Raw genomic sequence first — 12,659 nt, 5'->3', positions numbered from 1 at the left:
CACCTGCCGCGAGCAGGCCACCCACCCCTGCGCCCGCCCAGTTTTGCAGGACCCGGACCTCACGCCTGCGGCACCCAACGCCACGCCCACCAGCGGCAGCACGGTCGTCACCAGTTCGGACGTCAAGAAGGCTCCCTGCTCGTGTTGGCGGCCGCCAAGTACGTTGAGAGGCAGCGCTGCTGGCTAACGGCCGCCAGCGATGGCCAGGTCGCGAACCCGCCCTGCTGACCTGGTGGCTCCGCCGGTCCGGGCCCTGGGCGTGGGCGACGTGGTGAACACGGGCTGTCGCGTCGGCGGGCGAGTTGTACCAGTTGCCCAAGAGCCTCGGTGACCGATGACGGGAGGGACTCCGGACTGTGCTCAATCCTCGTCGGGGAGACTATCGTCGTGGGGTGCTGACGTGTGGTGGACGTTGAGGCCAGCTCGGCAGCGGGCGGGACCGACGATGTCGCACAGGCGTATGAAGAGGTCGGGACGGATGATGAGGTCCGCTCCTGTGACCGCGGGCAGCAGTGGCTCGTAGTTTCCGTCGTGGACGAGGTGTCCCCGCCACTGGCGGCAGATGAGCGCCTCGCCGGTCGCATCGCTCAGGCTGAACCCGCATACGCCGTCCGTAGGCGCGAGATCGAGTGCAGCGATGACCGGCGCAACAGGCGCGAGGACGTACGGGGGCACCCCTGGGCCGTGCCGGGGGCGGGGCGAGGGAAGCAGCGCGGTGCTGCCGGCGTCGGTGAGTCCGACCAGGGGCCGGTCGCGGGTCTTGAGGTGCTTGGCTGCCGCTTCCGGGCTTGCCAGGCCGAGTGCCAGTCGGCGCCAGGGGGTCGTCCACAGATGCCAGGGCAGCTCGGCGAAGGGCAGGGTGTCGGGCGGCGGACCGTCGACCGAAGCTTCCAGCCCGACGACGAGGCGCATTTGGCGGGCGGGCTGGTCCGGGTGGCGGCGGGCAGGAGTGCGCTGCCGTTCGGCGAGGCCGATCTGCACCCAGCCCGTGCGAGGGCCGTCGGTGACCCGGGGGAAGGCCGAGGCGCTGTGCGGCAGCGACCGCAAGCCGTCGACCGAGGCGAGACCGGGAGGGGGCCAGGGCTGGGGGTCCTGTCGGCCGTCGTCGAACCAGGGCGCGGGATCGAGTGTCCACTGCAGCGCTTCAGGGCGAGTCAGGGGCCGGGGAGTGCGGGCGAGTTCGGCCCGTAGGGCTGTCTGGGGGTCGTCGCGCAGTCGTGCGGCCGCACCGCGCTCGAAGGCCTGGGCATTGCCGCGCTGCCCTGCCTGGGCGAGCGCGGCGCGCAGGCCCGCCGCGGCCTGCTGCAGAGCGTCTTCTGCGGCGGCCTGGTCGGCGAGGTAGGCGTCGGGCATCTGGGAGCGACGTTCGGCCAGCAGGTCCAGCTGGGCGGTCATCAAAGGCTCGACATCCTCGGCGAAGGCGCCGGTGACGAGGTCGATGACGGCCTCACGAAGGCCGGCCGGGGACCCGGCTGCGTCGAGGCGCACTCCCAGGTAGTAGTCGACCAGGTGGGTCGCGTACGGCCGCGGGTCGTCCATGGTCAGTCCCCGGTGTTCAAGCTTGCGGACAGAATGCGGGCGAGTGTCGGATGCGCCGAGGTCGCCGGAGGGGCGGGCGGTTGGTGCCCGGCCCGGGCGAGGATTGCGGCGGCTTCCGCCCGCACGGACAGCATGTTGCTGCCGCACAGGTCCACGAGCCGCTCGCAAAGGGCGCTCTCCAGTGGCCCGTCCGGCATGTGGTTGCGCAGGACGGCCAGGAGCCAGGTCAGGGGGCCGGCTCCGATGCCGGGGGAGAGGACGTGTGCCAGCGCTGCTTGCGCGTGCCCGGGCCGGGCCGCGAGGAGGACCGCCGCGGCGACCAGGGCGCGGCGCTTGACGGCGCGCTCGGGGAAGGCGACGGTTGCCAGGGTAAGCTGGCACAGCGCTGCGTCGACGTCGTCCTGCCGAGCCGGCTCTGCGGCCGGAACGTAGACGCCCTCCCCGAGTCGGGCGTCGCCGGGCAAACGATGGGCGATTACCTCGTACGCCGCGTCCCAGCACGCGAACGCGTCGGCTGCTGGGGGTGAAGTGGGTGGCTGGACGGCGAATGCCGAGACAAGGGCCTGGCTGACACCGATGGTGCGGCTGTAGGAGGCACCGGCGACAGCGTCGGCCACCCGGTCCGCGAGATCCTGGGCCGCGCCGACAGCGTCGTCAAAGTGGGCCTGTTGCCACAGGTCCACCCGGTCACTGCCGGCGAAGGACCTCCACCCGCCGCCGCCCCGCATCTTGGTGAAAGCGAGCATGCCCGCCGTCGCGGCGAGCGGACCGAACACCTCGGGGGCGATATCTCGGCGCGCGTGGAGCCCGGCGGCGAGGTCTGCGAGCAGCTCAACGGGCCCGGCCACGCTCATCTCGTCGGCGATCCGGTGCAGCAACTGGGCGGCCGCGGAAGCTCCGTGGCCGTCGACGGCCTCCAGCAGCCTCCAACCCACTGCATTGGCCAGAGCGTCCCTGGACCACCGTGGACCGGGCGGATCGTCATATGCCTTGCTACTGCGGTCACGGACCGCGGCCAGCATGCCGGCAGCTCCTTCCGGCAGCGCAGGCCGCTGCTGGGCATGCAGGAAGGCGCCCGTGGCGGTGCGCTCTTTGGGGCCCCGCCAGTCACGGGAGGTTCTCAGGGGAGCGGCCCGGGGTGTCCAGAGCGGGCCGCCCTCGCCGCCGCACCGTTGTGCCGCCGCACGCAGCGCAACGGTGTGTGCGTCCCCGGCGTTGTCCGACGTGGAGATCATGACCTGGTCGTCGTAGGTTGAGGTGATCGCATTGGCCAGCACCGGCAGGAGACGCCGCACCTGCGCCGCGTCGCTGCCCGGCAGGTCGGCGAGCCGGCCGAGCAGCGTGGTGTCGGCCTTCTGGGAGCGGCCGTCGGGCCCTGCAGCGATTCGCAGCACCGCCAGGACGACAGGGTCGGCGGCGTCGGCCTGTGCGGACAGCAGCCGCTGGTGGGCTGCGTCCACCCGGGCATCGGGCAGTCCGGGCTCGGTCAGGAGCAAGTCGGTACCCAGCTGCGCGGCGGCCCGCGGGTCCAGGAGCGCCAGAAAGCGCCACCACTCGTGGACAGTCCCCGAGGTGCCCCGTCCGTTGGTGTGGTCCACGACAAGATGCACGAGGGGTTGCGTTCGGGCCAGCCGTACACGTGCCTGGACAGGATCGGCCTGCATGAGCTGGGGCAGCGGATCCAGCAGTTCGTCGACGGTGACGTCCTTGTGGCCCCCGTATGCGCCCATGTACCGGGCGGCACGCTCCCAGCAGCGCTGCGCTTCCTGCGGATCGCCGCAGGCGAGACTTACCCGGGCCATCTCGAGCTCGAAGTCGGCGTCCTCGGCGTACAGTGTGCGGCGCCCGGCCTGGGCCGGGCGCAGCGTCTCCATGAGCTCGCGCACGACGCCGGCTCCGGCCTGGCCAGCGCTCTCGGCTAGCAGGGATACCAGTTCCGTGGTGATCAGCGGGCCGGATCCGGCCATGCCCATGAGCGACGTGGTGGTCCCGCGACTGATGGCCTGCAGGGCAGCGATACCCAGCGCCAGGTCGTCGTCGAGCAGCAGGGTGACGGCCTCGTGCAGTACCCGCCGCACGAGGTGGTGGATGTCCATGAGGTCGCAGGCCCTCGGCTGTCCCGTGAACGGGTTCGCGTGCCCGACCAGTTCCTCGAGCGACACCCGGGCGGCCGTGGACGCGCCCTCGGCAGGGATCGTCCCAGCATCGACGTCCCGGCGCAGGCCGACAGTGGCAACAGCGAACCGCAGCCAGGCGCGGTAGAAACCGACGCCGTCGAACAGGGGAAGCAGCCGGGAGGGAGCATGCCGGTCGACTGTGTGCGCCACGACGAGCAACGACAGCCACCTGCCTACCGGTCCGGACAACCCGCTGGCCCGATCGACCAGCACCTCCTGCGTCGCCCGTGCGAGTGTCTCGGCGACGCCCTCGGAGAACAGGTCCCCGGCAATGTCCTCGGCTGCGACGCCGAGGTGGAGCAGCCGCCGCGGATCGCACGGCCCGCTAGCCCAGGCCGCACTGGCCAGCATCCGGGCAGAGGGCAGACCGCGGCCCCCGTTGCCGCGGGTCTCCGCAAGATGGAGCAGCAGAGCAGTACGCCGGTCGTGACGCTCGATGAGCTGCGCACTCTCCATCAAGGATTCGGGGCCAAGGCACTCCAGTAGCACACCGACAGCACGCTTGGGGGAGCCCAGGTTCTCCTGGTCGAGGAATCGGGCGACACGCTGCCCGAGAGCGAGTGACCCTTGTCCGGATCCGGGCTCGTCGGTGCCCCGGCCAGGAATTCGGATCCGCCCGCGCAACTCGGCGAGGAACACCGACTCGTCGCTCTCGGAGCCGTAGTGTGTGCGCTCGCGGTCACGTACCTCGTCCCACGCTGCCAGGTAGGCCTCCCACGGGGCGGCACAGCCGGCCCTGTCCACGGCCGCGCACAACTGCAGCCCCCACCGCGCGGACATCGTGGGCACGCCCTCGTACATCAGGCTTGCCGCGAGCCGGTCGGCCCCCGACAACGCCACCAGCACATCCGCGTACGGCACCAGCGAGCCCGGGAGACCCTCGTCCTGGTAGGTCGCCTGCGCCCGGCTGAGCTCCACACAACGCACCAGCATGGGCCAGTCCTTACGGGCCGCCGCCCGTCGCGCCGCCACGGTGAGAGTGTGGATGATGGCATGCGGGGGCTGCAGGCCCGCAATCGCTCGGGACAGGAAATCGGGACCGACCAGTACGGCGAGGTCGTCGTCTCGGCCCAGAGCGGACAAGAGCTCGGGCAGATGCCTGAACGCCCGCGGATCCGTGAAGAACCCGCGCCGCAACAGCCACTCGGCAGCCTGGGCCCGGACCTGATCGACCCAACGATGGTCGCCGTCGCTCCGGCGGACGAAACGACTGAAGCTCTCATGATGGATCCTCAGCCCACCAATGCCCGGCTGCTGCGCGACGATCGGTGCCACGCTGCTCAGTGCGGCACCGAGCATCATCCCGGGCAGCGGGAAGATCTCTCCGAGCTCCTCGGCGCTCACGGCGAAGTCGCAGACCGCGAGCATGCTGACGGCAGCGCGCTGCTGGTCGGTCAGTCCCTTCAGCAGGTAGTCGTAGTAGTCGTCGAGGTCGTGTGCCGACGGAGGGACCTCGCGCAGTCGATCGAGTGGGCCGCCGGCCACGGCCCGCGTCTGCGGTGACCCCAGTCCAGGTGCCGGCCCGAGAGCCTGACGGCACAGATACGTGGCGTAGAGGGCGTTGCCCCGCGAGCGCTCCTCGATCAACGTGACGGCGGCTTCCTCCTGGTTGTCGGCAGGCTCAAGGCCGACATCCGACGACGTCAGGACCGCCAGCAGACCCAGACGATCCGCCAGGTCACGCAGCTCGGGACCCTTGAGAGGAGGAACGGTGAAGTGGTCGGCGCCAGCACCCGCCGACGCGAGGTGGGGACCCGGCTGACTTGCGAGCACGAGGACGGCACCGGGCGGCATCCTCAGAGCACTGAGTTCCTCGACCAGGCCCGCGGCCGGGTCGGACTGCTCCCGGAACACGCCGCCGGTGCTGTGCCCAAGCACCCGGCTGACGTGGTCGATGCCGTCCACGATCAACGCGATCGGCACATCCGGGGCCAAACGCCGCGCCGCAGCGACAGCGTCCACGAGCGACTCGGGAGTCGCCGCGAAGCGCGGCCTCACCTCGGCCACCGCTTTCGGGACTGCCTCTTCGAGCTGCCGGAGCAGACTGCCGATCACGACCTCGGTGAGCACCCGCTGCTCACGATCCATGTCCGAGGCGCCCAGCCAGCAGTGATGGCGTGCAGCAAGCCACGTGTCCTGCAGGTCATCGGCCAGCTGCTCGCACAGCCACGACTTGCCGATTCCGGGCGCCCCCGTGACCACCACGACGCCGCCCTGCCGCGCCGTGTCCTCCAGAGCCCTCTTCATGTTCGCGAGCACGGCGGGGCGCCGCACTTCGGCAGCACGGTCCACGGGGTGCCCCTCACGGACAGCCCCGAAGTCGACCTCCAACGCCAGACGGGGAAGCAGGTCCTCGGCCGTCACGGTCCCGTTGCGGCTGCGTGCTGCTTTGGCCGCCTCGATGAGGGCGAGTGCGACCTCCTCGGGCGAACGGTGCCGGTTCGGAGGACGTCCGGCACCGAGCTCCGTGGTGACCCGGTGCAGCAGGGCCGCCTCGGCCGGCCCGGGATTGTGGATGTTGAGGGAGAATACCGGAACACCGGTGTCGACGACCAAGGATGCGCAGGCACGGCCGAGCAGATCGTCACCGATGCCCGCAAGCATCGTTCTCCACGGCTCATGAGACCGCAGGGCCGCGGCATCGAAGCGGAACCGCCTGCTGCTCAGACCGTGGAGGGCTGGCCCCGGGTCGTTGCCCGCACCGACAGGCCGCAACACGTTGGTCAGATCGGCGTCGTCCGGATCCGTGTCGCGCACCACGAGACGGTGCGACGTGCCGGATGGCGCATTGAGGTCGCGGCCGATGGAGGTGAACAGGAGATCCAGACGAAGACTCCGGGTGTCCTTCGTGAAACTGTCGGTCGACAATGCGCGATCGTGGCTGGTGTGCTTGATCTGCAGTCGCTCGAGACTGCCGTCGCTCCACTCGCACGTGATGTCGTCGAACCGGTCCCCGGCGAACGCCTTGGTGTCGACGACGACGGACCTTGCGTGTCCCACCGCAAGGTCAACGAGGCGAAGCCCGGTCAGCAGGTCCTGGTAGGCGTAGCCGAGGTGTGTCGGGCGAAGCCCCACTGCGCCACCTCCAGCGTGTCCTGCCCGCACGGAACCCGCCCCAGGGTATGCGCCGTGGTCACCCTGGTGAGCGGATATGTATGGCGGCACCGTAGAGCACACCTCCGACATCCCCACAGGTTAGTCGGAGGCAGCGGACCCAGCGGTGGCCCGCGGTGATCCGGGCGAGGGCACCAGGACTCGTTCCTGGCGGGCGCTGCCTGCAAAGGTATTACCGGCCGTCGCCCCCACACGTGGCACACTCGCCCGCGCGGGGGGCGCGCAAGACCGCAGGGAGGCTACTTGTCCTTCTTGGGCTTGAAGGTCATCTGGATTCGGGCGAGGGTCGGTACGGAGCCGACCATTCTGACGCGCTTGCTGAAACTGCGGAGGTTGACCTTGCTGAAAGTCGGCAGGTCGTGCGGGAGGCGCTGCTTCCCGTCGAACGCGATCGCGTAGGTGACGAAGCGGGGCGGCTTGGCGCTCGCCGCCTCCTCCAGATCCGCGTTGATCTCCTTCACCGCCTCGATGAAGGCTTCCCTGTAGGCGGCGTCCGAGACGAGGGTCTGAGCGGAAACGAACCCCTGGGAGAACAGGTGGCTGAGCGTCTGGCTCCCCGTGTACTGCTTGACGTGGATCAGGTACCCGTCTTTGTGGAGGAGGTCGCAGGCCTCGATCTGGTCACCGTCCTCCGCGAACAGCGGATACCGGTCCAGGCAGATCAGATCCGAGCGATCCTCAGTCGCGTTCTCGTTGTAGTGCTTCTCCCAGTTCAACTTCGGTCCCCAGTCGTCCCAGGTCCGAAGGCCCAGCACTGCAGTGACGTCCTCGATCTGAGCCAAGTCCTGGTCCAACTTCTCGTAGTACCCCTCAGCAAGGGCGTACCACTTCCCCAGGGTGAGCAGGTACCGCCGGTCCCCGTCTCCTGCCTCGAAGACGAGCCAGTGCTTGATCGGTTTGGACATACTGGCGGGATCCCCGTTGGCATCCCGCGCCATGATCCTCGCACTCTTCAAGCTGCCGACCGTGTTCCTGCCGGGAAGGTCGGAGAGAGCCGAGCGCAAGGCGTCCAACGACATCTCGTCGAACTCACGCGACTCGTCGTTCTTGGAGACGACGAAGTCGTGCAGGTTCTCGATGGACAGGTCGTCCGGAGGGGCGAAGGCGAGGAGGTGCACGTTCCACGGATCCGAGCCCCTGGCCGGGGGTGTATCGGCTGTTTTGAACAGCTCCTGGGCCAGGCGCTGTTCGAGGCGCTTCACGATGTCGCTGGTGGAGCGAAGAGGCTCCAGTGAGTCGATGAATGCGAGGTCCTGCGATGCCTCGCTCTCCAACGTGGTCCGAAGCATCCGAGAAAGAACGTCGTGCACGGAATTAAGGTCGGTGTCGAGCTTGAACGACACGGAATCGGTTGCTACAACTGCCCCGAGTTCAGGGAGCTCGACACCGATTTCGAGGTCGCCCACCAGTTTCCGCGTGAACTCCCCTTCCAGCTCCACTTCGAAGCCGCTGATGGAGGAGTTGGACGGGATCTGGACCCATTGGGACCGGGCTGATGCGTCGATTCGTCGGCTTGCGATGCCGCTCACGGCGTTGCTGTCGAACGTTCGGGCGGCGAAGCGGAGCCCGAAATTGGCCTCGACATGCGACCACTCCAGTGTGGAGCTGCCGTAGCCGAAGCAGACGGCGAAGGTGCGGCCATGGACGGGGAGGAAGATGACGAGCCGGTGGGAAACGTTCTTGATGGCCTCGAGCTCGGGGAATGTGGGAGTCAGAAGTCGGGCCCAGGCGGGGACTTTCTCGGAGTTCTCCCTGAGGTAGGCTACGCAGCCTTCTGGGATGCCTTCGCCGGATGCGAGGCGCCGCATGCCCTGGCTATTTCCGGGGCGGTACTGGACCCGAAAGGCCTGTTCATGCGATTCGAGCCCGTCGCGCAGAAGGAAGCAGTTGAACCTCAGTTTGGATTTGTTCGATGCCATGTAGCCCCCAGGGAGCGGCGAGAGGCATCAGGATAAGGTCGCATGAGATGCCTTTCAACCGTTTCCGCGCACTGACCCATGCCCAAATTCTGGCTGGCCACCGACAAGCGGTTCCAACGGCAAAGCTGTGGCGCTAAAGGTATTGGTCGGAGAGGCGGTCAGGCGCGGCCGTTGAGGGTCCAGCCGCCTTCGGCCGGGGTCGGGATGGTGGTGATGAGTTCGCCCAGCTGCCAGGGCAGGCAGGAGCGTTCGCCGAGGGTGGAGTCGAGGTCGTGGTCGGTGGGGGTGCCGGGTGCGGGCAGTGGGCGGTTGCGGCCCGGAGCGGGGCGCGAGGCAAGGGAGGGGGCCTGCGGGTGCTTGGGCGTGAGGGGATGGCGGGAGGCCCAGAGCGCCAGGGTGTGCAGGGCGGGCTCGGGCGGGACTCCCCAGGTGCCGACGAGTTCGATGGTGCGGGCCAGCCACGCGTGCTCGTACCCGTCGGTGAGGGTGCCGCGCAGGCGCAGGCGTTCCCGGGCGGCGAGCGCGCGGGCGAGAGGTACGGCCTCCGGGTAGAACAGCATCGGCGCCACCCGCAGATGGTCGCGGCCGTTCCGGCCCAGGGCCCGCAAACGGTCCTGCCACGCGCAGGGGTGGAGAGCCGGCAGATTCCACCAACAGGAGAGCAGGGCGTAGGCGTCGGCGAACGCGGCGCGCCCACCCGCTCCCAGCCGACGCTCCATCAGCAGCCGCTGTCGATGGGCGTCGACGACCTCAGGGAGCGCGGCCAGAAAGATGGCGCTGGCGCCGGGTTCGCGGCGGTTGTCGAGCCAGCGGCCGTGGCGCGAACACACCTGCCACGTCGCCTCCGAGGCGAGGTAGGAATCCAGGGACGTGCCCTTGATGCGGGCGCACATTTCGCATACCCGCACCAGGAAGCAGCCCGAGGCGTCCCACGGCCAGTCCCACGCCGGGCCGTTCCCGACTGGCAGAAGCCGCTGGGGGCGCAGGTTCGGCAAGGCGAACTGCAACTCGCCCACCTGACGGCCCGCCATGACCGCCAGCCGCTCCAGGGCCGCGGCGTTGAGGTACCCGTCGCTGTACCGGGGATCGGAAGGCGAGCCGTTCTTGCGGGCGCACGAGCCGAGCATCGGCCAGAACTCCTCCTCAGGGATACCGTTGGCGTCCGCCAGACGCCGCGCGAACGATCCGGTCGACTCCCCGCCGATGAACCGCACCGACAGCGCCAGGCGCCGCGCCGGCCGCAACGCCTTCGCCCGCGACCTCCGCCCGGCCCGGGCCGCGTCCGTCCCCGCCATCGGTCCCCGCAATCCGCTCAGTGCCTCGACACCCCATCGACTGCCTCGGCAGAACTTCGCCTCCACCGCTGTGTCTACGGGACGCGCGGCGACAGTCCGGCCGGTTCTTCCTCTTTGCCCCGCACCTGCGCAGCTTTGGCCGAAAGCGATCGGCGTCCGGGACGCGACCGTGCTCGGCGCCCGTACATTCCCCGCGCGATCGGCCCGTCTGTCCGCGGCCCGGGGAAGGAGGACGCGTGGAACTGCGCGAGCACCAGGTCGAAGCGCTCACCGCGATCGAGGCCGCGGCGGCCGCAGGCCATCCGCGTATGACCGTGGTGGCCGCGTGCGGAACCGGCAAGACGCTGATCGCCCAGCGGGCGGCGCGGCGCCTGGCTCCCCGGGGGACGGTGCTGGTCCTGATGCCCACCAAAGCGCTTGTGACACAGACGATCAGGCGCTGGCGCCAAGCCGGCCAGCCGGGCGCCGTGTTCGGTGTCTGCTCCCTGAGCCAGAACGACAGCGGACTGCACCCCCGCGAGGCGACCATGACCCGCGACATGGCGCAGATCGCCCGAGCGGCCCGCACGGGGCAGCCGGTCACGGTGTTCTGCACCTACGGCTCCCTCCACCACGTCCAGGGCGCCCACGGCTTTCACGGCCTGCCGCGGTGGGACCTGGTGGTCGCCGACGAGGCGCACCGCACCTGCTCCGCCTTCGGCGACGGCTGGGGCACCGTCCACGACGACGCGGCCATCCCTGCCAGGACCCGCCTCTACATGACCGCGACCCCCAGGATCTGGGGCTCGGAAGCCGCTCCCGCCCGCCACCCGTTCATGGAACGCATCCCGCTCGCCACCATGGACCGTTACGAGATCTTCGGACCCACCGTGTACTGCCTCGGCATGGCCGAGGCCATCGGCCGGGGTCTGCTCGCCGACTACCAGGTCGTCATGCCCTTTGTTGACGACAGCGACCTGCACGGCATCCTCGCGGTGCACCGCCCGTTCACCACCGCCCACCACAACGGACTGCGCAACGCCGCCCTCCAGGTCGCTCTGCTCCGCGCGATCGCCGAACACCGCCTGCGCCGCGTCCTCGTCTTCCACAACCGCGTCTCCACCGCCCAGTCCTTCGCCGACACGCTGGCCCGCACCGCCCTCGAAGTGGACGCGCCGCTGCGCGTGGACAACCTCTGGTCACAGGCCATCCACGGCGAACAGCCCAGCGACTGGCGCCGCGACCTGCTCGACGACTTCGCCACTCCGGACCGGGAGTGCGCCGTACTGTCCAACGTCCGGGTCCTGAACGAGGGCGTCGACATGCCCGACGTCGACGGGGTCGCATTCGTCGATCCGCGATACAGCATCATCGACGCCATCCAGGCCATCGGCCGCGGGCTGCGCCAACCGCCCGGCGCCGGCAAGAAGACCACCCTGGTCATCCCCGTCTACCTCGGCAGCGGTCTGAGCAGCGACGACATGCTGAAAGGATCGGCGTTCGCGAACCTGATCACGATCCTGCAGGCCCTGCGCGCCCACGACGAGACGTTCATGGACCGTATTGCCCTGCCCGACCCCTCACGCCGCGGCAGGACCGCCGGAATCCCCCTCCACTACGCGCATCCCGAACGCGCCGCGCAACTCTCCCGGGCACTCGGCCTGGAGATCGCACTGCCCGCCATCGGCAGCTGGGAACAGGCCCACGCTTCCGCCAGCACCTACCGCACCGTCTTCGGGCACCTGGACGTACCCGCCGACTACACCGACCCGGAGGGCTTCGCACTGGGGGAGTGCATCGCCAGTCTGCGCCTGCGCCATATCCTCGGCCGCCTCCCGGCCGGCCAGCAGCGGGCGCTGGACGAACTCGGGATGCTGTGGACCGCCCGCATCCAGACCTTCGACTCCATGCTCGAACACGCCAGGGCCTGGCACCGCGCCCACGGCCACCTCGCGGTCCCCGCCAACAGCACGATGGGCGGCCACCCCTTGGGCCGTTGGCTCGCCACCCAGAGAACCAAGGACCGGGAAGGCAAACTCCTCCCGGCCCAGCACAAGGCCCTCGCCGACATCGACCCCCACTGGAACCCGTCGTGGTCGCAGGAATGGCAGCGCCGGTACGCCAGAGCGAAAACCCTGCTGCCCGGACACGGCCGCCTCTGGAAGACCGGGACACCCCTGCACATGCGCATCACAGCGGAGGAGGGTGACACGGCGGTGTGGATCGAGAAGCAGCAGAAGGGCTTCTTCGGCCTGCACGAGCGCCAGATGGCACTGCTGCTCGGCATCGGGATCCCGCCACTGCCCGAGGCCCTGGGCCGGCAGCGCCCCGACAGTCCCGCCCAGGGCACGTTCCATTACGCGCTGGTCCACGCTGTCGCCTTCGCCCTCCGCGAGGGCCACCTCGACGTACCGCGCAACCACTACGAGCCGCCGGTCCTGGCAGCACCGACCCGTGCCCCGGCGAAGCCGTTCGCCCTGGGCACGTGGATCCACAAGTGCCGCACGTCCTTCCGCAGCCTCACACCGGAACAGCGTCTCGCCCTGGAGGGGCTGCGCATGGTCTGGGATCCCGATCTGGGACGCCGCACAGCTCCTCCAGGCCGGCCCGCCCAGTAGAGAAAGCCGGTACGGCGC

At 69.6% G+C, this 12,659-nt stretch carries 5 protein-coding genes; 1 reads left to right on the top strand and 4 read right to left on the bottom strand.

Annotated features, from left to right (window positions below; all coding sequences use genetic code 11):
• Positions 1 to 360 precede the first annotated feature (360 nt).
• The 4 genes from ACIO5D_RS22935 to ACIO5D_RS22920 all read right to left on the bottom strand — a co-directional run bounded on the left by ACIO5D_RS22935 (position 361) and on the right by ACIO5D_RS22920 (position 10,044).
• Entirely contained in the window at positions 361 to 1,539 is a 1,179-nt protein-coding gene (locus tag ACIO5D_RS22935; RefSeq protein ID WP_400797372.1) for a hypothetical protein, read from the bottom strand.
• A 2-nt stretch (positions 1,540 to 1,541) separates the two neighbouring features.
• Positions 1,542 to 6,791 (bottom strand): ATP-binding protein, encoded by a 5,250-nt coding sequence (locus ACIO5D_RS22930; RefSeq protein ID WP_400797369.1) that lies wholly within the window; start codon positions 6,789 to 6,791, stop codon positions 1,542 to 1,544.
• Between the two features lie 278 nt (positions 6,792 to 7,069).
• Positions 7,070 to 8,749, bottom strand: coding sequence for a DUF6119 family protein (locus tag ACIO5D_RS22925; RefSeq protein ID WP_400797366.1), 1,680 nt, complete (start codon positions 8,747 to 8,749; stop codon positions 7,070 to 7,072).
• Positions 8,750 to 8,907: 158 nt separating this feature from the next.
• Positions 8,908 to 10,044 carry a hypothetical protein gene (locus ACIO5D_RS22920; protein ID WP_400660030.1) on the bottom strand — a complete coding sequence of 379 codons (1,137 nt, stop codon included), beginning with the start codon at positions 10,042 to 10,044 and terminating at the stop codon, positions 8,908 to 8,910.
• Between the two features lie 236 nt (positions 10,045 to 10,280).
• On the opposite strand from ACIO5D_RS22920, the gene ACIO5D_RS22915 reads away from it, so the two are divergent.
• The gene (locus ACIO5D_RS22915) at positions 10,281 to 12,641 is read left to right on the top strand and encodes a Helicase associated domain protein (protein WP_400797364.1); all 2,361 of its coding nucleotides are present in this window, start codon (positions 10,281 to 10,283) and stop codon (positions 12,639 to 12,641) included.
• Positions 12,642 to 12,659: the final 18 nt, after the last annotated feature.

This window comes from Kitasatospora sp. NPDC087315 (assembly GCF_044744345.1).
Classification (GTDB): domain Bacteria; phylum Actinomycetota; class Actinomycetes; order Streptomycetales; family Streptomycetaceae; genus Kitasatospora.
Note: the sequence above shows the minus strand (reverse complement) of the source record. Positions and strands in the feature narration are given on the sequence as shown.